Here is a 23,052-nt window from a genome sequence, read left to right on the forward strand (position 1 = left end):
GAACGACGACGCGCCACCCCCTCATGCCCCCTGGGGGTGCGCGTCGTCGGCGTTCCGCGACCTGTGGCGACCTGTGCACAGCCGGCCCCGCGACGTACGAACTACACGGGGAGGATCTGTGCACAGGCCGCCCCCCGCTGGTGGAGCACCGCCTGCGTACACACCCCGCAGCAGCGGGAGCCCCTCCCGTCCACAGCCCCTGTGCACGTACGACGCGCGACGCCACCTGCACCGACCGGAGTTGTCCACAGTGTCCACAGAACCTGTGACTACGCCCTACCTGTACACGTGACGATCCTCGGTGAACATCCACCCGGGCCCCTCCCTGGGGACAAACCCCGTCCGGCCCCGGCCCACGGCGGTGCCCACCACTCCCAGGTCCGTCTCCCGCGCCCGCGGCCGCCCTCCCGCTGTGCGGCCCCTCATGGCAGGATTCACCTCCCAGCCTTCCCACCACCCGCGAGCCCGGGCCCGCGGGTGGGCACCTCGACCCCGAGAAGGACGCCCATCGTGAAGTTCCGCGTCGACCGTGACGTGCTGGCGGACGCCGTGGCCTGGGCCGCCCGCAGCCTGCCGGTCCGTCCCAGCGCCCCCGTGCTCGCCGGCCTCCTGATCGAGGCCAGCCACGACGAGCTGGTGCTGTCGACCTTCGACTACGAGACGTCGGCCCGGGCCACCCTCCAGGCCGAGGTCAGCGACGAGGGCCGGGCCCTGGTCAGCGGCCGGCTGCTCGCCGACATCTGCCGCAGCCTCCCGGCCAAGCCGGTCGAGATGGTGATCGACGGCGCCCGGGTCTCGCTGACCTGCGGCTCGGCCCGGTTCAGCCTCCAGACCCTCCCGGTCGAGGACTACCCCGCGCTGCCGGAGATGCCCACCGCCACCGGCACCGTGCAGAGCGACGTCTTCGCCCACGCCGTCGCGCAGGCCGTGACGGCAGCCGGCCGTGACGACATGCTCCCGGTGCTCACCGGCGTCCGGCTCGAGATCGACGGCTCCACGATCTCGCTGCTGGCGACCGACCGCTTCCGCCTGTCCCACCGCGAGCTCGGCTGGGACCCGCGCAGCCCCGACGACACGCACGCCGCACTGGTGCCGGCCAAGGTGCTCGGCGACACCGCCAAGTCGCTGACCAACGGCAGCGAGGTCACGATCGCACTCTCCTCCGGCGGCACCGGCGAGGGCATCATCGGCTTCGAGGGCGCGGCCGCCGGCGGCACGCGGCGTACGACGACGCGCCTCCTCGACGGCGAGTTCCCCAAGGTGCGCAGCCTGTTCCCGGCCGAGCACCTCATGGTCGCCAAGGTCAACAAGGCCGAGCTGGTCGAGTCGGTCAAGCGCGTCGCGCTGGTCGCCGAGCGCAACACCGCCGTCCAGCTCGCGTTCAAGGACGGCGTACTGACGCTCGATGCCGGGTCCGGCGACGAGGCCCAGGCCTCGGAGTCGATCGAGGCCGACATCGACGGCGACGAGATCACCACCGGCTTCAACCCGCAGTTCCTGCTCGACGGTCTCACCGCCATCGACGAGGAGGTCGTCGAGCTGGCGTTCACCCAGGCCTCCAAGCCCGTGGTCATCAGCGGCTCGACCGGGGAGGGCGCGGACGACTCGCAGTTCCGCTACCTCCTCATGCCGCGCCGCCTCCTGTCCTGACCCGCCCCGGGTCGCGTTCCCGCACTGCAGCACCCAGCACCCAGCACCTCGGAGGGTTTCGATGCACATCGGTCTGGTCGGTCTCGGCAAGATGGGCGGCAACATGCGCAGCCGCCTGCGCAACGGCGGCCACACCGTCACCGGCTTCGACCGCAACCCGGAGGTGAGCGACGCCGGCAGCCTCGAGGAGATGGTCGAGGCGCTGCCCTCCCCCAAGGTCGTCTGGGTGATGGTCCCGGCCGGTGACCCGACCCACCAGACCATCGAGGCGCTGGCCGGGCTGCTCGGCGAGGGCGACCTGGTGATCGACGGCGGCAACTCCAAGTACACCGACGACCAGCTGCACGCCGACGACCTGGCCCAGAAGGGCATCGGTTTCGTCGACTGCGGCGTCTCCGGCGGCGTGTGGGGCCTCGAGAACGGCTACGCACTGATGTGCGGCGGCTCCGACGACGACGTCGCCAAGGCCCAGCCGATCTTCGACACCCTCAAGCCCGAGGGCGAGTCGGGCTTCGTCCACGCCGGCAAGCGGCCCGGCGCCGGCCACTTCGCCAAGATGGTCCACAACGGCATCGAGTACGCGATGATGCAGGCCTACGCCGAGGGCTGGGAGCTGCTCGAGAAGGTCAAGCTGGTCGACAACGTCACCGACGTCTTCGACTCCTGGCGCGAGGGCACGGTCATCCGCTCGTGGCTGCTCGACCTCCTGGTCGCCGCCCTCAAGGAGGACGCCCACCTCGACCAGGTTGCCGGCTACGCCGAGGACTCCGGCGAGGGTCGCTGGACCGTCGAGGCCGCGATCGAGAACGCCGTTCCGATGCACGTCATCGCCGCCTCGCTGTTCGCCCGGTTCACCTCGCGCCAGGACGACTCCCCGGCGATGAAGGCGATCGCGGCGATGCGCAACCAGTTCGGCGGCCACGCCGTCCACACCGAGCCGCCGCCGGGCGGGGACGCCAACCCGGACTGACCCTCGGTGCACGTCGCCCACCTGAGCCTCCACGACTTCCGCTCCTACGCCACCGCCGAGGTGCCGCTGGGGCCCGGGGTCACGGCCTTCATCGGCCGCAACGGCCAGGGCAAGACCAACCTGGTCGAGGCGATCGACTACCTCTCCCGGCTGGCCTCGCACCGGGTGGCCACCGACGCGCCGCTGGTGCGCGCCGGCGCCGACCAGGCGGTGGTGCGCGCCGCGGTGGTCAAGGACGGCCGCACCGCGGTGCTCGAGGTCGAGCTCAACCCCGGTCGGGCCAACCGGGCGCGGGTCAACAAGTCGCAGCTGCCGCGGGCCCGCGAGATCGTCGGCCTGGTGCGCACGGTGGTCTTCTCGCCCGAGGACCTCACCCTGGTCAAGGGCGACCCGTCGGACCGCCGGCGCTTCCTCGACGACCTGCTGGTGCTGCGCACCCCGCGGCTGGCCGGCGTCCGCGCCGACTACGAGCGGGTGCTGCGCCAGCGCAACACCCTGCTCAAGACCGCCGGCGCCGCGCGCCGCGGCAGCTCCTCGCAGGAGTCGGCGCTGGCCACGCTCGGCGCCTGGGACAGCCACCTCGCGACGTACGGTGGCGAGCTGCTGGCCGCGCGCCTCGGGCTGGTCGACGAGCTGCGCCCCTACGTCGGCAAGGCCTACGAGACCGTGGCCCGGGGGGCCCGCCGCGACGACGCCGACCTCGCCTACCGCCCGTCGCTGGAGCTGCCCGAGCAGCGCGACCCGCGCGCCCTGTCGGCCGCGGTGCTCGCGGAGGTGGAGCGCCGGCGCAACGACGAGCTCGACCGCGGGGTCTCGCTGGTCGGCCCTCACCGCGACGACCTGCTGCTCAGCCTCGGCCACGGCGCGGGCCCGGCGGGCGACGAGACCCGGCTGCCGGTGAAGGGCTACGCCTCCCACGGGGAGTCGTGGTCGTTCGCGCTCGCGCTGCGGCTGGCGTCGTACGACCTGTTGCGCGCCGACGGCGACGACCCGATCCTGATCCTCGACGACGTGTTCGCCGAGCTCGACACCGAGCGTCGCGCCCAGCTCGCCGACCTGGTGGCCGGGGCGGAGCAGGTGCTGGTGACCGCGGCCGTCGCCGCCGACGTGCCGGCCGCGCTCGCCGGTGTCCGCTACACCGTGGCCGGAGGGGAGGTGACCCGTGAGCCCGGAGGAGCCGACCCAGCACCCGACGCCGGACCCGACGCCGACGCCTGAGGAGTCGCACCGCGACGACGGCCTCGACCTCGCCCGCGCCCTGACCCGCGCCACCGCCGGCACCCCCAAGGCCCGGCGCAAGCAGCGTAGCCGCGACCGCCTCGGCACCCGCGGCCGGGCCACCGGCGCCCACCCCGACGACCGCGACCCCCAGCTGCTGGAGTCGACGCTCGACCGGATCGTGCAGGAGCGCGGCTGGTCGACCGAGCTGCGGGTGCACGGCGTCTTCGGCCGCTGGGCCGAGCTGGTGGGGGCCGAGGTCGCCGACCACACCACCCCCGAGAGCTTCACCGACGGCACCCTCGTGGTCCGCACCGCCTCCACGGCCTGGGCCACCCAGCTGCGGCTGCTCGCGCCGACCGTCGTACGCCGGCTCAACGAGGAGCTCGGGCACGGGACGGTCACCCTGATCGAGGTGGTCGGCCCCCACCTGCCGAGCTGGAAGAAGGGCCCCCGCTCGGCCCGCGACGGCCGCGGTCCGCGCGACACCTACGGCTGAGGCAGGTCTGAGGCAGGTCTGAGACAGGGGTGACGTGGCGGGTCGGCGACGGGCGGCCTGGTGCGTCGAGTGACGGATCTGTGTCGGATCTCGGCTTCCAGGACGACCCGGATCCGTCACCCGACGAAGTACGAGCCACCCGCCCGCCACAGCCGATCTGCGAGGGTCGCGCCCATATGGGGACCCACCCGCCCCCCTGAACGCCCCTCTCGGACGCCCCGGAGTGCCGCTCAGCCGCCATCGCGCCCACGGATCACCCCCACCCGCGGGGGTCGGTGCGTGGAATCCGGCCCTCCGACCGGTATCCTTGCTCCGGGCCCTGTCGCGGGCCCAGTCGTGTGTCAGGCTCCCGTGAGCCCTGGGTCGGAAGAGGTTGCACGTTGCGCGAGGACAAGCCCGTCGAGGTCGAGTACGACGCATCCGCGATCCAGGTCCTCGAGGGCCTCGAGGCGGTGCGCAAGCGCCCGGGCATGTACATCGGCTCCACCGGCGAGCGCGGCCTGCACCACCTGATCTGGGAGATCGTCGACAACGCGGTCGACGAGGCGCTGGCCGGCCACTGCGACCGGATCGTGATCACCCTGTGCGCCGACGGCGCGATCCGGGTCGAGGACAACGGCCGCGGCATCCCCACCGACACCGCGCCCGGCCAGGAGCTCCCGGCGGTGACGATGGCGCTGACGCTGCTCCACGCGGGCGGCAAGTTCGGCGGCGGTGGCTACAAGGTCTCCGGCGGTCTGCACGGCGTCGGCGTCTCGGTCGTCAACGCGCTCTCCACCCACCTCGTCGTCGAGGTCAAGAACCGCGGCCACCTGTGGCGGCAGAGCTTCAGCCTGGGCGACCCCGACGGCCCGCTGGAGCAGGTCCGCCCGATGGAGGACGGCGAGCGCACCGGCACCACGGTGACCTACTGGGCCTCCCCCGAGATCTTCGAGACCACGACGTACTCGCTGGAGACGATCACCCAGCGGATCCGCGAGATGGCCTTCCTCAACAAGGGCCTCGAGATCGTGGTGCGCGACGAGCGCCCGTCGGCCGACGAGCTGGCCGAGGCCGTCGAGGACGACACGGTCAGCAACGACACCGACCAGTCCGGCACCGACGCGATCCACAAGGCCGCCTCCGGCGGGCTCGAGCAGGTCTTCAAGTACGACCGCGGGCTGGTCGACTACGTCGAGCACCTCAACCGCAGCAAGCAGCCGGCCAACCCCACGGTGATCTCGTTCGAGGCCGAGACCCCCGACTCGGTCGAGAACCACATGAGCCTCGAGGTCGCGATGCAGTGGAACACGACGTTCGCCGAGTCGGTCCACACCTTCGCCAACACCATCAACACCCACGAGGGCGGCACCCACGAGGAGGGCTTCCGGGCGGCCCTGACCTCGCTGGTCAACAACTGGGGCTTCGAGTGGGGCCTGATGAAGAAGCCCGAGGACCGCGTGTCGGGCGACGACATCCGCGAGGGCCTCACCGCGATCATCTCGATCAAGCTGGGCGAGCCCCAGTTCGAGGGCCAGACCAAGACCAAGCTCGGCAACACCGAGGCCAAGGGCTTCGTGCAGCGGCTGGTCAACGAGGAGCTGGGCGCCTGGTTCGAGCAGAACCCCGGCGAGGGCAAGGACATCGTCCGCAAGGCGCAGTCGGCGCAGCAGGCGCGGATCGCGGCCCGCAAGGCGCGCGACCTGGCCCGCTCGCGCAAGGGCCTGCTCGGCGGCGGCGGCCTGCCCGGCAAGCTCGCCGACTGCCAGTCGACCAACCCCGAGGAGTGCGAGGTCTTCATCGTCGAGGGCGACTCGGCCGGCGGCTCGGCCAAGTCGGGCCGTGACCCGCGCATCCAGGCGATCCTCCCGATCCGCGGCAAGATCCTCAATGTCGAGAAGGCCCGCATCGACAAGGTCCTGGGCAACCAGGAGGTGCAGGCGATCATCTCCGCGCTCGGCACCGGCATCCACGAGGAGTTCGACCTCGAGAAGCTGCGCTACCACAAGGTGGTGCTGATGGCCGACGCCGACGTCGACGGCCACCACATCAACACCCTGCTGCTGACGCTGCTGTTCCGGTTCATGCCCAAGCTGATCGAGCACGGCTACGTCTACATGGCCCAGCCGCCGCTCTACCGGCTGCGCTGGAACAAGCCGGCTGAGCACGAGTTCGTCTACTCCGACGCCGAGCGCGACGCGCTGATGGCGGCCGGCCTCGAGGCGGGCAAGAAGCTGCCGAAGGAGAACCCCGTCCAGCGCTACAAGGGCCTGGGCGAGATGAACGCCGACGAGCTGTGGGAGACCACGATGGACCCCGACCAGCGGCTGATGCTGCAGGTCACCCTCGAGAACGCCGCGCTGGCCGACGAGACGTTCTCGATCCTGATGGGCGAGGACGTCGAGCAGCGCCGCTCGTTCATCCAGCGCAACGCCAAGGACGTCCGATTCCTGGATATCTAGGTCTCTAGCGAGATCACTAGACACCAGTAGAGCCGACGAGAGAGACAGAACTCCGTGACTGAGACCCCCACCGACGGCGGCATCCCTCCCCTGGGCCAGGGCGGCCGTGTCGAGCCGGTCGAGCTGCGCACCTCGATGGAGCGCGCCTACATCGACTACGCCATGGCGGTCATCGTCGGCCGCGCGCTGCCCGACGTCCGCGACGGCCTCAAGCCGGTGCACCGCCGGGTGCTCTACGCCATGTACGACGGGGGCTACCGGCCCGACCGCGGCTTCTCCAAGTGCAGCCGCATCGTCGGCGACGTCATGGGTCAGTACCACCCCCACGGCGACACCGCGATCTACGACACCCTGGTCCGCCTCGCCCAGCCCTGGGTGATGCGCGCGCCGCTGATCAACGGCCAGGGCAACTTCGGCTCGCCGGGCAACGACCCCGCGGCCGCGATGCGCTACACCGAGTGCCGGATGGCCCCGCTGGCCCTGGAGATGGTGCGCGACATCGAGAAGGAGACCGTCGACTTCCAGCCCAACTACGACGGCCGCTCGGCCGAGCCGACGATCCTGCCCTCGCGCTTCCCGAACCTGCTCGTCAACGGCTCCGCCGGCATCGCGGTCGGCATGGCCACCAACATCCCGCCGCACAACCTGCGCGAGGTGGCCGAGGGGGCGGTGTGGTGCCTCGAGCACCCCGACGCCACCCGCGAGGAGCTGCAGGACGCGCTGATCGAGCGGATCAAGGGCCCCGACTTCCCCAACGCCGCGCTGATCGTGGGCCGCAACGGCATCGAGCAGACCTACCGCACCGGCCGCGGCTCGATCACCCAGCGCGCGGTGATCGAGATCGACGAGGACAACAAGGGCCGCACCTGCCTGGTCATCACCGAGCTGCCCTACATGGTCAACCCCGACAACCTGGCGCTGAAGATCGCCGAGCTCGCCGACTCCGGCAAGGTGCAGGGGATCGCCGACGTCCGCGACGACACCTCCTCGCGCACCGGCCAGCGGCTCGTCGTCGTGCTCAAGCGCGACGCCGTGGCCCGCGTCGTCCTCAACAACCTGCTCAAGCACACCGAGCTGCAGACCAACTTCAGCGCCAACATGCTGGCGCTGGTCGACGGCGTGCCGCGCACGCTCACCATCGACCAGTTCATCGCCCACTGGGTCGAGCACCAGGTCGAGGTCGTGCGCCGCCGCACCGAGTACCTCCTGCGCGAGGCCGAGAAGCGGGCCCACGTGCTGCGCGGCCTGGTCAAGGCGCTCGACGCGCTCGACGAGGTCATCGCGCTGATCCGCCGCTCCCCCGACGTCGCCGAGGCCCGCGCCGGGCTGATCGAGCTGCTCGACATCGACGAGATCCAGGCGACCGCGATCCTCGACATGCAGCTGCGCCAGCTCGCGGCCCTGCAGCGCCAGAAGATCATCGACGACCTGGCGAAGATCGAGGTCGAGATCGCCGACTACCAGGACATCCTGGCCAACGTCACCCGGCAGCGCTCGATCGTGGCCGAGGAGCTCACCGAGATCGTCGACAAGTACGGCGACGACCGGCGCACCCAGATCATCGCGGCCGACGGCGACCTCTCGATGGAGGACCTGATCCCCGACGAGGACCTCGTCGTCTCGATCACCCGCGGCGGCTACGCCAAGCGCACCCGCTCCGACCAGTACCGCACCCAGAAGCGCGGCGGCAAGGGCGTGCGCGGCGCGGCCCTGCGCGGCGACGACGTGGTCGAGCACTTCATCGCGACCACCAACCACCACTGGCTGCTGTTCTTCACCACCGCCGGCCGGGTCTACCGCACCAAGGCCTACAACCTCCCCGAGGCGTCGCGCGACGCGAAGGGCGGCCACGTCGCCGGGCTGCTCAGCTTCCAGCCCGACGAGAACATCGCGCAGGTGCTGGCGATCCGCGACTACGAGCAGGCTCCCTACCTCGTGCTGGCCACCCGCAAGGGCCTGGTCAAGAAGACCCGGCTCGGCGACTACAACAGCCCGCGGCAGGCCGGCGTCATCGCGATCAACTTCCGCGACGACGACGACGAGCTGATCGGCGCCGAGCTGGTCAACCCCGACGACGACATCCTGCTGGTCTCGCGGAAGGGCTCGGCGATCCGGTTCAACGCCGACGACGCGCAGCTGCGGCCGATGGGCCGGGCGACGTCCGGCGTGACCGGCATGAAGTTCCGCAGCGCCGACGACTCGGTGCTGTCGATGTCGGTGATCCGCGCCGCCCAGATCGCGGTCGAGGAGGCCTCCGAGGAGGCCACCGCCGACGCCGGCGAGAAGGTGCAGTACGTCTTCACGATCACCGACGGCGGCTTCGCCAAGCGCACCCGGATCGGCGACTACCGCACCACCAACCGCGGCGGCCTCGGCATCAAGGCGATGGGGCTGGCCAACGAGGACCGCGGCGGCCTGGTCGGTGCGTTCATCGTCGAGGACGGCGACGAGGTGCTCTCGATCACCCAGAACGGCCAGGTCGTGCGCAGCCCGATCAACGACGACTTCCGGCCCACCGGCCGCTCCACGATGGGTGTGAAGTTCGTGGGGCCCAAGGAGGGCGATGCCGTCGCGGTCGTGGCGCGCTCGGTCGAGACCAAGGTGACCGAGGAGCTCGAGGAGCAGGCCGACGAGCAGGCGGCGGCGTCCGAGGAGCTCGCGGCGGCGTCCGGCACCGAGGCCGGCGAGTCGGCAGATGTGGCCGGGGATGCAACAATCTCCGGTGACGATGCGTCTGAGGACACGACCCCGGACGACGACCCAGACAGCACGGACAACACGGACACCACGGGAGAGTGACGGCGGATGGCTGAGCGTCAGGACCGGACCTCGGCCACCCCACCGCCCGGGCGGGGCCGCGAGGACACCGTGATCCGCCCCGCCTCGGGCCGCCCGGCCAACCGTCCCCAGGGCCAGGCGCCCACGAAGCCCGCGCCCACCAAGCCCCCGGCGAAGGCGCCGGTCAAGCCGGCCAAGGGCAAGCCGTCGCGCCCGCCGCAGGGCAAGGGCGGCCAGCCCAAGGGCGGGCACCCGCCCCAGGGCAAGGGCGGCCAGCCCCCGCAGGGCAAGGGCGCCCGCCCGCAGCGGCCCCAGGGCTCCGGCAAGGACGACGGCGGCATCGCCCCCCGTCCGGGCCGCCGCGCCCGGCTCCGCCTGTCGCGCGTCGACCCGTGGTCGGTGATGAAGACGTCGTTCCTGCTCTCGATCGCCTTCGGCATCGTCACCGTCGTCTCGGTGCTGATGGTGTGGTCGGTGCTCGGCGCCGCCGGCGTCTGGACCTCGGTCAACCAGACCGTCCAGGACGTGATCGGCGGGCAGGAGACCGCGGACTTCGACGTCCGCGACTACCTCGGCACCTCCCGCGTAGTCGGCTTCACGATGATCGTGGCGGCCGTCGACGTCGTCCTCCTCACCGCCGCCGCCACCCTCAGCGCGTTCCTCTACAACATGGCTGCCTCGCTGCTCGGCGGCGTCGAGATGACCCTCGCCGAGGACCAGTAGTCGCACGCCCCCCCGTTTTGTCCCGGGCCCGGCCGCTCGGGTAGTGTCACCCCTCGGCCGGACGCCGTTCCGGTCGAGTCTCCCGGGCCTATAGCTCAGACGGTTAGAGCGCTTCCCTGATAAGGAAGAGGTCACAGGTTCAAGTCCTGTTAGGCCCACGTGAAGAAGCTCGTCGTCATCCTCCTGGCCGCCGCCGGCGCACTCGCGGCGAAGAAGAAGATCGACGAGGGCCGCGCCGAGCAGGCGAGCTGGGCCGAGGCGACCGACGCGGTCACCAAGCGCTGACCCGCCGCCCGGCCTTCACGAGGGGCCTTGGCGCAATTGGTAGCGCACCTGCTTTGCAAGCAGGGGGTTAGGGGTTCGAGTCCCCTAGGCTCCACCAAACGTTCATCGTTCGAAACACGGGCACACTCATCGCCGTCAGGATCCTCCTGGCGGCGATTGTTCGTTTCAGGGGCCATGCGGTCATCTGCGTGCCGTTGCGCGAGGGCACTCTGGATTACGGCGCTGAACGGCCCGCGCTCGGCATCCGTCACCCGGACGCCGTCGTCGTCTTCGGTCACGACCAGGTGATGGAACCAAGCTCGGTTCATGCTTCGTCGCAACGCCGGCTCGACTTGGTGGTAGACCGACCCTGCCCTCTCGGCGAAGGCGAAGAGATTGGCGAGTGCTCGTTGGTCCATGAGATCGAGGGTCCGGCGATCTTCCAACTCGGACTCGATCTTTGCGAGACGCTTTGCAAGACCCCGTTGCTTGAGGGCAGCGACGTCGTTGGGAACCGCGCCCGCCATGGCCTTGTCAGCCCACTGGAAGCGCTCGCGCCGGATCTTGCCTGCTCGCTGCTCGAGGATGCGCAGATCGTGGGCGACTTCGCGCGCGCGCTCCCTGAGCTGCACTTTCAGATCGGCGTGCAGTTCCTGCAGTTGAGTCGTAGAGAAGATCTCCCGGGTCCATTGGTCCTCGACGGCACGCTCTACGAGATGCGCGGGAAGGTAGCGCTGTCCGCAAGGGGTCCCCTGCGTCCGCGAGGAGCAGTAGAAGTAGCCATACTCCGCGCCGTTGCGACCCTTTGAGACGGTGTACAGCAGTCTCTGGTCGCACAGGCCGCAACGAAGACTGCCGACGAGGTAGTGATCCTGGCGGTAGCTCCGCTCACCTGACGCGCGGTGATCTTCGAGCACGAGTTGCACCCGCTCGAACGTGTCGGGCGTGGTGAGCGGTGGGTGCTTGCCGTCGTACTCGACGCCGCGCCAGCTCACGTAGCCGAGGTAGTAGCGGTTCTTCAGGATGGCGTGAAGCTTGTTGGGCGGGACCGGTCGTGCTGGTGTTCTCGGCCCAGGGCGAAAGGTCAGACCGCGGTCGGCGAGCCCATTCTGTCGATGCTGGAGTCCGCTGCGGTTCCATGCTCCGTTTCGGCTGCAAGCGACGGCGGGATTGACTGTTCTATCGTACGACTTCTCGAGTATCCGGGCGGCCAAGACGACCGGCTTAGCAAGCTTCACACGGATTATGAGTTCTTTGCATTGATTGCTGCATCTGGGCCGGGCCTTGAGATTCAAGGCGTTGACCTCAGCGTGACCTCCGCCTATCGGGATGGCTGGTTCGCGGTCGTTTTGGGAGACATGGCCGAGGCTTGCACGTCGGGGATGCTTCGCAGCGCCCCACACCGTGGGCGGTACCACGCGGGCGGGCGGCGGTCGTTGGTGTACTTCTACGGACTGCCAGCGGACTTTACGACTGGGTACGCCGACCAGAAGCTCGTGTTCGGTCAGCACCTCCTGGGCATGCTCGTTCGCGGTAACGCACAGCTGAGCGAACTCCTGGAGTCGGGCGACTTGACATTGGACTTCGAAGTCCCGCGTACTAATCCGTTCCGCAGACCTAGCTAGTAAGTTGTGAACTCCGGAGGCTCGGCCTGGGACACTCTTTGGCCGGTCTTCGACATCAGTTCGCTGACTAGCGCAGTCGCGAGTAGGCCTACGAGCCGGGGAACAACCTCTACGGAGATGGGTGGGGCCGGGGTACGACCGGCTTGCCGCTTGAGCGATCTCGCAACGGCGACCTGGACAGCGATGCCCGCGGCACCTGCCAAGAACTTCTGCAACATGACCAGCCCTCCGTGTGGGACGCGGCCTCTCCGTCAACCGAACCCTATCGAGATGGAGTGGGACCACGCTCAGCTTCGCGTGAACTCGTGCATCTCGCGGATCGGCAGTACGACGGAGAGTCGTCGCCGTGCGAAGTCAACACGCAGGGATCGAGCGGTAGCTGGGTGGCAGGTTGAGCCCACCGGCGCGGCACGTCGCACTGAGCGACTAGATCCGTTCGCGCCCCTTCGACCTAGAGGTAGCGAGTGATAAGTCGCGATCTGCGCATTCCAGATGCAACTGGTGAATCGTTAGGTCACGTGGAGCGGTGAGGCAGGCGCGCAGGCATACGCACGAAGACGACCCGCGCGGCTCAAGACGCGACGTCGCTCAGGAGGTGCGCCAATAACGGGTGAATTAGTTGGGATTGATAAACTTGGGTGCCTTCGGCATAATTGATCCTAAATGAATAGATCTTCCCTCCTGGATCGCGTTTATGCGCTGAAGACCTTGCTCGTAGGGATATGCCTACTGATTGCAGGGCTGCTGGTGTCGGCAGCTGGCGTTTGGCTCGAAAGCCGTCACGTGGGCCACGTCATCGTCGCGACCGTTCAAGGACTGGCCGACGCGCTCGTACTCGCGGGTGCGTTGGGTGTCGCAATCGACTTCTTCACGGGCCGCGACAAGGACGAGGCCGATCTTGCGCGCACTCGCTCCGTGCTGCAGGAGCTAACTCCTGATTTCACCGATGCCGTGCTTCAAGGTTTCGCGGTCGGGAAGGACGATCCGCGACGCGTCGCCAAGCCGGAGCTCCTCGATCAGATTGCGACCAATGCGCTCTCCCTGCGCCTCGGCGACGAGCAGTTTGGCCGTGAAATCTACGCCGACGTGCGCGACCAAGCGATCCGCGCTCCGGAACGTTGGCATGATGCCCAGGTCCGCGTTCGACTCTCGGAGGCCCGTCGAAGGTCCAACGCCGGAGCCGCTCTGTTCGACGTGGTCGTTGAGTGGGAGTACACCACTATCCCCTCTCATGCAGTCCAGCGGTTCGCCTGTGTGTCCGACCGAGACGAATTCTACGAGCTTGTCACCGACGTTCCGGCGACGCTCACCTGGCTGATGACAACGAGGGATGGCTTAGACGCCGGTGACCGCGAAAACTACGAACTCCTGAGCTTCTCGGTAGATGGCAGACAGCGTCCGATCCGACGCACGAAGCGGACCAGTGGTCAGGCCTACAGTGCCGTGATCGGCGAGGACGTCGTGCGCGCCAAGAAGCCCGTCCGCGTCCGGCAGCTCTACCGCACGGTCACACCGCAGCACGGCCATCGGTTGTACTTCGAGGTGGGACAACCAACGCGAGGCTTCTCCCTCGAGCTCGACTACACCGACACCTCGATCGCTCACATGAGCGTCACCGAACTTGTGAGCAGCAGCGAACGATCGCGAGTCTCGGAAATGCCACAACAGGTCGACGCCCGTGTCCTGGGCGTCGACCTGCCGGGTTGGCTGTTGCCGAAGTCGGGCTTCGCCTTCGTCTGGACCTTGGCTAGCGAACGGCCAGCCAGGCGCGCAGGCGTTCGAACCAAGTCGGCTTGACGCTGGTCTGGGTGAAGTCGCCACCGCTCATGATCGTTCTCCTCGTGATCGGGTGCCGGATGCCGAGCGACGATGCTACTTATAAGTCTGTAGACCCTCAAGTAGCAGGACGGAACCGTTCTGCACCGTGGCCGAGGGTGATCTGCAACGGGCGGTGGGGGAGAACCTCCGTCGGTACCGGGTCGAGCGCGGCCTTTCCCAGGAGCAGTTCGCTGAGGTCCTTGGTTTCCATCGCACCTATGTGGGCGGCCTTGAACGCGGTGAACGGAACCTGTCTCTGCAAGGGGTTGAGCGGTTGGCGCGCCTCCTACAGGTTGAACCCCTGGACCTCTTCCAGGCGCCTTAAGTGACCCACCTCGGCCGGGTCCGGGTGCCAGTCCGGGTGGGGGTCGCGTAGTCGGCGCGCGAGATGCCGCGGCTACTTCTATAGAAAACAGCGGCTCGCAATCGATTTGCCCAGAACTCTCTGCATGCTACGCGTTCGACTCACCCTGAGTCGGCGATGCTGCGTGGGCGTGGCGGGAGTAATGTCGTGCTGTCCGAAATGCGAGTGGGGGACATGTTGAAAGGGATCGTGCATGGCACAGCGTGTGATTACGCAGTTGATCAGTGACCTGTCGGGGGACGAGATCGCTGAGGGTAAGGGCGAGACGGTTGAGTTCTCGTACCGGGGGACGAGCTACAAGATCGATCTGACCGACAAGGAAGCGGCTGGGTTCGACAAGGCGATCGCGACGTACGTCGACAACGCCACCAAGATCGGCGGTCGGCGGAAGAGCTCGGCGACCGGTTCGAAGAGCGACTACGACGCGAAGGATGTGCGCGCCTGGGCGAAGAGCCAGGGCATCCAGGTGCCGGAGCGTGGTCGGATCCCGGGTGATGTTGTGGAGAAGTACAAGGCTGCGAGCTGATCCGACTCAACTGAGAACCGCCGACGACCACGGATCGTCGGCGGTTTCTCGCGTCTACCTGTCTTAGGAGATTCGTGTGCGCGCTTCGACCTGCCGAGTTCAGTTGCGGGCTCGTATCCTCGGCGGTCTCCCTGCTCCCTTCGCACCGTTCTCCCGCGCGACGGTCGTGGGTGCATGCCCGTTCAGTTGAGGAGCCTCCACGTTCGGAGACGGCGACCCCCGCGGCTCCGTCGTGCCTGTACTTTGCGGTTACCAGAGGATCGTCTTGATGAGGGACTTCGACGCAGGTAATCGCGGCGTCCGGTGCACCGACAGGTACGAGCCCTTGCACGCGCCTAAGATCACGTCGCGTTGGCTCATCCGTACGAATTACTATCGTTGGTGCGACCGGTTGTGAAACGTGGGTGAATCCGTCACCCTTCATGGAGTCCACGACTAGGAGACGTATGCACCTGCCGACCAACTGGATGAGGAAGCTTGGGCGGACGGGACTTCCGGTCTCGGCTGTCACTGTCGGGGGAGGGCCACTCGGCAGCATGCCGTACTTGTTCGGTGGTGAGGAAGTCTCTGAGCAGCGTGGCATCGACGTAGCCTCGGCGGTCATGGCGAGTCCGATCCTCGTCCTAGATACCGCGAATGGCTACTCGGGCGGGAACAGTGAGAATCGGATCGGCGAAGCGATCAGACGCATGGGTGGTCTGCCGGGCGAGCATTGGATCTCGACCAAAGTTAGCGCCGAGAACGGCGACTACTCAGGCGCCCGGGTCGAAAGATCCGTGGAAGAAAGCCTGGACCGACTCGGACTCGACAAGCTTCCCCTCATTTTCCTCCACGATCCCGAGTTCTCGCTCGATCAGGACCTGGAGGGACCCGGTGGCGCGATCGAAACGCTGTTGACCCTGCGGGATTCTGGCGTGGTCGAGCACCTCGGTGTCGCAGGAGGAAACCCGCTTGCTATGCGACATTTCCTCGAGATCGGAGTCTTTGAGGTCCTTCTGACTCACAACCGATGGACGCTCGTAGATCGCAGTGCCGACGATCTGATCTCCTACGCAGACATGCGCGGGATCGGCGTGATGAATGCTGCCTACCTAGGAGGGGGATTCCTAACTAGTCCGCAGCGCTCAACGAACTACGGGTACTCGCCCGCGAATCAAGAAGTACTGAGAGCGGGCAAGGCGCTAGATCAGCTCTGCAGTCGCTGGGGAACGGACCTGGCGACCGCCGCCTTACAGTTCTCCATGCGGGATCCCCGCATTCACACATCGGTCGTGGGCATCAGCCGTCCTGAGCGGGTGCGCAATCTTCTCGACGCGGTGGGAGTCGATCTTCCACGGGACTTCTGGTCGGAAGTTGAGGATCTCCTGCCACCCCCCGAATACTGGCTCGATCCTCCTCGTCCTCACGATGAGTGAACCCTAGGTAGCGGATCACGTCTCCGGCCACGTCAGCACGTCGGCTGTCGAGCGAGTCCGCCCGAGGGGCATCCGGCGGAACGCGGCTGAGCCTGGGAGCCACCGACGGAATCGTCGCAGGGCGGCCCCGAGCGGACACGAACCTAATCAGCTCCGTAGACGTGAGGCCGCCGCAAGTCGTCCGGAATCTCTTGACAGTACGACATCGCCCTGCCTAGATTTCGATAGTCGGCGACAGGGATTTGTGACACAAAGGCGGCAACGAGTTGCTCCATCGTCAGGATGTCGTATTCGCCAAGTCTTCAATCCATTCTGACGGGTTGGACGAGTATGTCGAACAGCACTCGTCCCCGAGCAGCGAGCTGACTCGGTGGATCCGAGAGGAAACTGCCACTCGTTGTCCCGCGTGGGCAGATATCGGAAGTAGTAAGTCGCAGGGCGGCTTTCTCGCGATGCTCGTGAGCCTCCAACGACCGGCGTCAATCCTTGAGATCGGAACGTTCGCCGGCCACGGCGCCGTCTCGATGGCGGAAAGGCTCCCTCAGGGGGGACGTCTAGTAACCGTGGATAACTCAGCTGCGGACCCCGTCGCCCTAGACATCGCCCAACGCGCCTTCGCGCACTCGACAGTTGCGGGCCGAATCTCCCTTGAAATCGCGGACGCAGGTGAGTATCTGAAGTCGACGACCGAGTCCTATGACCTGATCTTCGTCGATGCCGATAAGCCAAACTACCTGAACTATCTGGACGTAATTTGCGATCGGCAGCTAATGAAGCCTAGCGGGGTCATGATCTTCGACAACACGCTGTGGGGCGGCCGAGTCCTGGAACCAGATCTCCCGGAGTCAGAGGACTTTGAATCTGAACCTGACCCCGAGGCATGGGTCCGTCTCATGCAAGACGACTGGGCAAGACATGTCCGAGCCTTCAACAATGAGGTGCTAACTCGACCCGGGTTTGAGGTTGTGCTCGCACCGATTGCAGATGGTATGACATTGATCCGCGTTCAACGCGACTAGCAGCGCGCGCCGCATGCTCGTCAACTGAGCGCGGATTACCGACCACCGAGGAAACAATGCCGTCGCACTTCGATCACGATATCCTGGTGGCGCTACGCCAATGTGTCGGCGATGTTGAACTTGTGTCGCTTCAAGACGTCTCCCCCGGTCTGAGCGGGTCGCAAGTCCTCAAGGCCACTTGCAAGGACCGATCGGGCCAGGCCGGTGCTTGGTATCTGAAGGGCGCCAGCACCTCGTCGTACTCCCCTCTGGGTCTCGACAACGAGTTGAACTCGGCTCGCGAGCGCGCGGTGTATCGGACGCCATACGCCCGACAGATCCCAGGCATCGAGATTCCTGCGGCACAGGTGACTGACGACAATCGATGGATATGTATGGAGGACAGGTCTGAATCTATCGGGCAGCCTTATGATCCACGGCTCGCTGGGGCCGTGATGGATCGACTAGCAGGATTAGCCGAGTTCTCATCGAAGCTGCCACGTGGATGGCAAAACAGATTCCCGTTCGTACGATGCGGCTGGATGACTTATGCAGGGTTCATCGACGAAGCATTAGACAACCTGACGCAAGTCGAGAGGGCTGAGCTACCTTTCGCCGGCGCCCAATTGTCGCATTTTGACATAGGAACTTTGAGGCGTCTCCTACTTGAAGCGCAAGATATATCGAGCCTCGCTGAAGACCTTCCAACGACAATTCTTCATGGCGACCTCAATCCGTCGAACTGCGGAATATCTCCCGTTGGAAATCTAGTCCTAATTGACTTTGAGCAAGTAGGGATCGGACCGATCGGGAGTGACGCAGCCACCTTTACCATGTTGTACAAGCGATTCGGAGGGACGGGGACGTGGACGACTGAGGACGCCATTCATCACTATCGCCGGGCGCTGGTCCAGCGGGGGGTTGAAGTCGAGCTGACCCAGATCTACTTGGCTTTCGCCATCTGGCAGTGCACTTGGGGGCTCCATCTCCGACTGGGGCCGGGCATGTCGTTCCTGCTCCGCGAGTCTGATAGCGCGAACTTGGTCCAAGCCCATGACGTCTTCGACGGCCTTCGAGCGGCCGTCGCGTTCAGTGAGCGGATCTTCGCATGACAACCGTCCTTGCCTTTCCGTGGCCCGCAGGCGCCGGGCACGTCGGACGATGTATAGCCTTGGCTCGAGTGATGCGGGAGATGGGAGCTGACGTCGTGTTTGCTCGTGACGTAATCTCCGCCGCTAGCCGCGAGAAGTTTCGGACGCTGACTTTGCCAGCATCGTGGGACATACATTCCCCCCCGCCCCATGAAGGTTTCCTTTTTTCAAGCGGCATTGGTGAGGTGTTCTTTCAAAGCGGCTTGATAAGTGCTCCACGGGTGCGGGAATTGGTTGACACCTACCGAGACGCGATACGAGCGACATCTCCTACCCTGGTCATATCCCACATGGACCCGTGTGCTGTGAGCGCCGCTCGCATGGAGAACGTTCCGGTCCTTCAAGTGGCCGATGCAGACTTCTTCCGATCAAACGAGGTTCAATGGGATGACAACTTGCGTGCTCGTGAGTTATCAGATGTTGTCAAGGCCGCGTTTAAGAATGCGACTGGGTTCAGTTGCGAGTTCGTAAGTGATCTGCTAGTCGGTGACATAAACTGGATAGCAAGTATTCCTGAAGTTGAATTGGTCGATCCCAACTATGGCCCGCCTCCAAACTTGTCCTACGTGGGTCCACTAATTTGGGATCCCGAGCCAGACTGGCGAGTCGATCTGTCTGCCCTAGCAGGAAGACCTCGGATTTACGCATCTGTTGGTCGCGGCGATCTTACACGGGGCGACTTCTCGGACGAGGCTCTTCTTTGTGGCGAGGATGCAGTTGCCCTACGGAGCCGAGGCATCGGCGAGTCCCGACGTTCTCTCAAGACGCCGCGTGTTCACGCCGTCGGTCTAGGCGGACTTACTCGTGCTCTCGAATGGGCCGACGTCAGTGTGAGTCATGGCGGCCACTCGTCCATCATTGCCTCGCTGCGCGTCGGCGTTCCGGTCGTGGTAGTGCCGTCCATGTCTGAGAACCAACACAACGGTCTCGACATGGTTGAACGAAACGGGCTCGGCGTCTGCGCTGTTCGAGCGGTCTCATGCGGCGATTCATGGGTCTGGATGCATGGCTCTGATGAGGTCGCGCCAGCAGAATTCGACCAGGCTATTCGCGATGCTCTTTCTACAGTCGTCGCGGACGATGCGATTCGGATCAGAGTTCGGTGCGTCGCGGAGAAATTGAAGGCTGCGGAGCGCCGTCTGCCTCAGCTGGTTTCTGAGTTGGTGAAACTATGACGACCTCAATCGGCTTCTTCCCCTGGAGCCACGGAGTGGGCTTCGGCTACATCGGCAGGCACCTTGAGATCGCCGGTCGACTCCGTGACCAGGGTTACGAGTGTTGGTTCGCCTGCGACTCGCGAGAGCGAATTGTCGAGCGCTGTGGGTTCCGGGTCGTTAGCGGGTCCGGGCAGCACGGGGTGGCCGTTCCCGACATGGGGAGGCGTCAAGGGGACTACGTGTCGATCGCCAACCTGGACGTGTGCTTTGCCATCGCCGGGTACGCCAGGGCCGCGAGAGTCTGCGAAGACACAGCGCATGATTTCCGGATGATGCAAGAACTCAGGCCGGCGGCTGTCTTCGTAGACATGCAGCCGACGGCTGTTCTGGCGGCGCGGGCGCTTGGGCTCCCAGTCATATCCACGGGCGATTCCGACTTCTTCCGAGAGACCCAGAACAGTTGGATGCCGTGGATCCCAGAAGGCGAAGTGCGAAACCCGTACCCGTCTTGCTTACCGGCGTTTGGCGAGGCATACCGTCAGTACTCGCTTCGCCCACCTCGAACGATCAGCGAGACGCTCCGCGGAGACGTAACACTGATCGCGTCAGCCGCCGAACTTGAACGCTCCCAACCTCCCCTTCCCTCGTGGGAGGCGATCAAGTACATGGGCCTGGTTGCGTGGGAGCCCCCGTGGTCGACGGCTACGGAAGAGCTAGCTGAATGGAACGCCCCTGCGGGCAAGCGGGTGTTCATAACCTTGGGCCATGGCGGCAAGAACACGGAGGGTCAACTTCAGTCAGTCATCGACGGAAGCCTCGACGCGGGCGCGCATGTCTTTCTATCCACAGGCTTCCGAGGTGAAACTGGGTCCCAGAACAGCGATCGCCTTCGTGTCGGTGAGTTCGTTGGTATCAGGGCAGGAACGGACTGGGCCGACCTCGTGATTGCCCATGGCGGGTATAGCACCGTCCTGAACTGCTTGCGGTCAGGGAAGGCTTCGATCCATCTGCCCTTCATGTCAGAACAGGAAGCGAACGCGCGCATCTTCGTCGAGGACAACGGAGCGGGTTTGCTCGCGCGTCGAACGAGTTTGGACTCTACGACGAGGCATTTCGTCCAATCCGATCTCTTCCCAGAGCTCCCAGTCGAGGACGAGGACCCAAGAGTTCGATGGGCAGCAGGTGTCGATCACGCACTCTCGCTGAAGAGTTTGCAACTGAGTGCGCGGCGTCTTGCGGGCTATCTGCAAGCGGCGGAGTGCGACTTTACTTTCGAAGCTCAGATCGAGGAGGCAGTGGCACGAAATGACCGAGGATGACGTTCTGGAGGGGATCACTAGGCTGATCCGTCGCGTGAGTGGGGGTCGCATACGGGAGGACGATCCGATCGAGCGCACTTGGACAATTGAGCAGGATCCAGTCGGGCTTGACTCCCTTGACTTCGTTGAGCTTATCGTAAGCATCGAAGAGGAATACCAAGTGATAGCGGCTGATCACGATCTCGGTGCGATTGTGACGGTCGGCGACCTCGAAGATGCGGTACGCAGATGGATTGGGTAGGCGATTCTAGGGTCTCGATTGTCCTTACAACGATAAACCTCCCAATCGTTGTCCGGGATCATCTCGAACGGTTGGGAACTTGGCGGGATACCGTTCACTTCGTGATCGTCGGTGACCTAAAGACGCCAGCGGAAGCCCGAAAATTCTTGAGCGCATTGGACTGGATGCATCATAGCTACCAGTACCTGGATCCGGACGACCAGATCCGTTGGCTTGAGTCCTTTCCAGAGTTGGATAAGATCCTCCAGTGGAATTCGATTCAGCGACGCAACCTCGGGTATCTCGTTGCCCTTGAGGCCGGAGCAAGGTCCATCGTCACGATCGATGACGACAATTTCCCGCTCGCCGATGATTTCGTTTCTGAACACGTCGAGGGTCTCGGCGATTGGGTGGAGGGGACTGTCGCCGAATCCGAGCTGGGATGGATCAACGTATGTGAGGCACTCGTTTTTGACGGCGGCTTTACGCCGTATCATCGGGGGTTTCCCGTCGTCGCGAGATTCCAGCAGGCCAACATATCGCTGTCGAAGCGACAGATAAGGCCGGTCGTTAACGCGGGGCTATGGCTGGGTGAGCCTGACGTCGATGCGGCGACCCGCGTGACTGCACCCGCCAGTGCGGTCGCCAGTGCGTCGGACTGGCCAAGCCGTTTCGCTTTAGCTCCAGGTACGTGGTCGCCCTTCAACTCTCAAAACACCGCATTCTCATCGTCAATCCTGGTGACCATGTATCTGGTCGTCATGAGGCGGAAGTATCGAGGGCAGTCCGTGGATCGGTATGACGACATCTGGGCCAGCTACTTCGCGCGACTCATCATCGACTCGATGGGGGACGCCGTTCAATACGGTACGCCGCTAGTCCGACAAGTTCGGAACGAACACAATCATGCGGTCGACCTCATAGGCGAGGCGCCCGGCATGCTGTTGACCGACGGATTAGTCGAGGCACTCCGGAGTTTCGTGATCCGAGAGTCAACCTATGATGCCGGCTACCGGAGTCTAAGTGACCAGCTGCGTACACACTATTCTCGCGATGGGATCGATGAAGACGAACGAATCTTCTGGAATGACATAGCGCATGAAATGATCGTGTGGGCTGATGTCGTCAGTTCAGTAGGGGGAGTACGGTGAAAGCTCGTTTTGCTGGGCGAGTTGCATTGGTTACGGGGGCCTCCTCCGGTATTGGACTGGCTACGGCGCGGCAGTTGGCGCGTGAAGGGGCGAAAGTTGTCAATTTGGATGTGAGGCCGCCTGCGGAGGAAGAGCGCGATGCAGAAATACTCACGGTCCTTGGAGATGTTAGAGAGCATACAGACTGCCAGAGGGCGGTCGCTGTCGCCGTTGCAGAGGGCGGAAGGCTCGATCTTCTGTTTTGCAACGCTGGCGTGTTTGAAGGCGGGACGGTAGAGAGCCAAACGCTTGAGGCCTGGGATCAGCAGGTTGATGTAATGCTCAAGGGTACCTTTCTCAGCTGTAAGGCGGCGGTTCCGGCTCTCCGAGCGTCGGGTGGCGGCTCGATCGTGCTCAGTGGTTCTAACTGCTCACACATCGGATGCTCAGGGAGATTCGCCTATACGGCAGTTAAAGCGGCGATGCCCGTGTTGGCGAAACAGTTGTCGAATGACTACTACCACAGTGCGGGAATCCGAGCGAACTGCGTTTCTCCGGGTTACGTCGAGACCGAGATGACCACAGAGATCTGGCGCAATCAGAGTGGCAGCGGGGCGGACGAGCTGCCGCCTGAGAACGTTGTTTCAAGGTGGCAGAGGGCTGAGTCAATAGCCAGTGTGGTTACATTTCTAATGTCCGACGAAGCCGCTGATGTCACAGGGGTTACCGTACCCGTCTCGCGGACGGCTCTTCTGCGTGTGGCCGGGATGCGGCTCGGCGGATGAG

21 protein-coding genes, 2 tRNA genes and 1 pseudogene are annotated in these 23,052 nt (G+C 65.2%); 23 read left to right on the plus strand and 1 reads right to left on the minus strand.

Going from position 1 to position 23,052, the window contains the following annotated elements; translation table 11 throughout:
• The first annotated feature begins 510 nt into the window (after positions 1-510).
• From dnaN to JT721_RS10190, 11 genes are all read left to right on the plus strand, one after another.
• The gene (gene dnaN / locus JT721_RS10145; RefSeq protein ID WP_205472979.1) at positions 511-1,650 is read left to right on the plus strand and encodes a DNA polymerase III subunit beta; all 1,140 of its coding nucleotides are present in this window, start codon (positions 511-513) and stop codon (positions 1,648-1,650) included.
• A 61-nt stretch (positions 1,651-1,711) separates the two neighbouring features.
• Complete coding sequence (gene gnd, locus JT721_RS10150; RefSeq protein WP_205472980.1) at positions 1,712-2,620, plus strand: phosphogluconate dehydrogenase (NAD(+)-dependent, decarboxylating); 909 nt, start codon at positions 1,712-1,714, stop codon at positions 2,618-2,620.
• Positions 2,621-2,626: 6 nt separating this feature from the next.
• Positions 2,627-3,838 (plus strand): DNA replication/repair protein RecF, encoded by a 1,212-nt coding sequence (gene recF, locus JT721_RS10155; protein WP_205472981.1) that lies wholly within the window; start codon positions 2,627-2,629, stop codon positions 3,836-3,838.
• Positions 3,783-4,337: a DUF721 domain-containing protein gene (locus JT721_RS21720; RefSeq protein ID WP_205472982.1), complete on the plus strand. Its 555-nt coding sequence runs from the start codon at positions 3,783-3,785 to the stop codon at positions 4,335-4,337. Before recF ends, JT721_RS21720 begins: the two co-directional genes overlap by 56 nt.
• A 380-nt stretch (positions 4,338-4,717) precedes the next feature.
• Positions 4,718-6,778, plus strand: a complete 2,061-nt coding sequence (gene gyrB / locus JT721_RS10165) for a DNA topoisomerase (ATP-hydrolyzing) subunit B (RefSeq protein WP_240340425.1) — start codon at positions 4,718-4,720, stop codon at positions 6,776-6,778.
• 54 nt (positions 6,779-6,832) lie between these two features.
• Complete coding sequence (gene gyrA / locus JT721_RS10170; RefSeq protein WP_205472984.1) at positions 6,833-9,577, plus strand: DNA gyrase subunit A; 2,745 nt, start codon at positions 6,833-6,835, stop codon at positions 9,575-9,577.
• Between the two features lie 6 nt (positions 9,578-9,583).
• Positions 9,584-10,279, plus strand: coding sequence for a DUF3566 domain-containing protein (locus tag JT721_RS10175; RefSeq protein ID WP_205472985.1), 696 nt, complete (start codon positions 9,584-9,586; stop codon positions 10,277-10,279).
• Between the two features lie 84 nt (positions 10,280-10,363).
• Positions 10,364-10,437, plus strand: a tRNA-Ile gene (locus JT721_RS10180).
• Position 10,438: 1 nt separating this feature from the next.
• Positions 10,439-10,564, plus strand: coding sequence for a DLW-39 family protein (locus JT721_RS20830; protein WP_307827983.1), 126 nt, complete (start codon positions 10,439-10,441; stop codon positions 10,562-10,564).
• A 21-nt stretch (positions 10,565-10,585) separates the two neighbouring features.
• Positions 10,586-10,661, plus strand: a tRNA-Ala gene (locus JT721_RS10185).
• 91 nt (positions 10,662-10,752) lie between these two features.
• Positions 10,753-11,352, plus strand: a complete 600-nt coding sequence (locus tag JT721_RS10190; protein WP_205472987.1) for a hypothetical protein — start codon at positions 10,753-10,755, stop codon at positions 11,350-11,352.
• Here the strand turns inward: JT721_RS10190 and JT721_RS21905 are convergent.
• A pseudogene (locus tag JT721_RS21905) lies at positions 11,290-11,538 on the minus strand (recombinase family protein); the annotation flags it as partial. The gene JT721_RS10190 and the pseudogene JT721_RS21905 sit on opposite strands and share 63 nt — an antisense overlap.
• Between JT721_RS21905 and JT721_RS10195 the strand changes: the two are divergent.
• From JT721_RS10195 to JT721_RS10250, 12 genes are all read left to right on the plus strand, one after another.
• Positions 11,446-12,168, plus strand: a complete 723-nt coding sequence (locus JT721_RS10195; protein ID WP_205472990.1) for a 2OG-Fe(II) oxygenase family protein — start codon at positions 11,446-11,448, stop codon at positions 12,166-12,168. The pseudogene JT721_RS21905 and the gene JT721_RS10195 overlap by 93 nt on opposite strands.
• A gap of 663 nt (positions 12,169-12,831) precedes the next feature.
• On the plus strand, positions 12,832-13,965 hold the full coding sequence (locus tag JT721_RS10200; RefSeq protein ID WP_205472991.1) for a hypothetical protein: 1,134 nt from the start codon (positions 12,832-12,834) through the stop codon (positions 13,963-13,965).
• 154 nt (positions 13,966-14,119) lie between these two features.
• On the plus strand, positions 14,120-14,311 hold the full coding sequence (locus tag JT721_RS10205) for a helix-turn-helix transcriptional regulator (RefSeq protein ID WP_307827993.1): 192 nt from the start codon (positions 14,120-14,122) through the stop codon (positions 14,309-14,311).
• 232 nt (positions 14,312-14,543) lie between these two features.
• Positions 14,544-14,876 carry an Lsr2 family protein gene (locus JT721_RS10210; RefSeq protein ID WP_205472993.1) on the plus strand — a complete coding sequence of 111 codons (333 nt, stop codon included), beginning with the start codon at positions 14,544-14,546 and terminating at the stop codon, positions 14,874-14,876.
• 536 nt (positions 14,877-15,412) lie between these two features.
• Positions 15,413-16,291 carry an aldo/keto reductase gene (locus JT721_RS10215; RefSeq protein WP_240340426.1) on the plus strand — a complete coding sequence of 293 codons (879 nt, stop codon included), beginning with the start codon at positions 15,413-15,415 and terminating at the stop codon, positions 16,289-16,291.
• Positions 16,292-16,611: 320 nt separating this feature from the next.
• Positions 16,612-17,310 (plus strand): O-methyltransferase, encoded by a 699-nt coding sequence (locus JT721_RS10220; RefSeq protein ID WP_205472995.1) that lies wholly within the window; start codon positions 16,612-16,614, stop codon positions 17,308-17,310.
• 56 nt (positions 17,311-17,366) lie between these two features.
• Positions 17,367-18,401 carry a phosphotransferase gene (locus JT721_RS10225; protein ID WP_205472996.1) on the plus strand — a complete coding sequence of 345 codons (1,035 nt, stop codon included), beginning with the start codon at positions 17,367-17,369 and terminating at the stop codon, positions 18,399-18,401.
• 359 nt (positions 18,402-18,760) lie between these two features.
• On the plus strand, positions 18,761-19,615 hold the full coding sequence (locus JT721_RS10230; protein ID WP_205472997.1) for a glycosyltransferase: 855 nt from the start codon (positions 18,761-18,763) through the stop codon (positions 19,613-19,615).
• Between the two features lie 221 nt (positions 19,616-19,836).
• Complete coding sequence (locus tag JT721_RS21725; RefSeq protein ID WP_205472998.1) at positions 19,837-20,916, plus strand: glycosyltransferase; 1,080 nt, start codon at positions 19,837-19,839, stop codon at positions 20,914-20,916.
• A complete protein-coding gene (locus JT721_RS21910) occupies positions 20,903-21,157 on the plus strand; it encodes an acyl carrier protein (protein ID WP_205472999.1) in 255 nt (84 codons plus the stop codon). Before JT721_RS21725 ends, JT721_RS21910 begins: the two co-directional genes overlap by 14 nt.
• A gap of 101 nt (positions 21,158-21,258) precedes the next feature.
• Complete coding sequence (locus JT721_RS10245; protein WP_205473000.1) at positions 21,259-22,287, plus strand: hypothetical protein; 1,029 nt, start codon at positions 21,259-21,261, stop codon at positions 22,285-22,287.
• On the plus strand, positions 22,284-23,051 hold the full coding sequence (locus tag JT721_RS10250) for an SDR family oxidoreductase (RefSeq protein ID WP_307827984.1): 768 nt from the start codon (positions 22,284-22,286) through the stop codon (positions 23,049-23,051). The genes JT721_RS10245 and JT721_RS10250 overlap by 4 nt, the downstream gene beginning before the upstream one ends.
• The last annotated feature ends 1 nt before the right edge of the window (position 23,052 follow it).

The organism is Nocardioides sp. SYSU D00038 (assembly GCF_016924665.1).
GTDB lineage: Bacteria > Actinomycetota > Actinomycetes > Propionibacteriales > Nocardioidaceae > Nocardioides.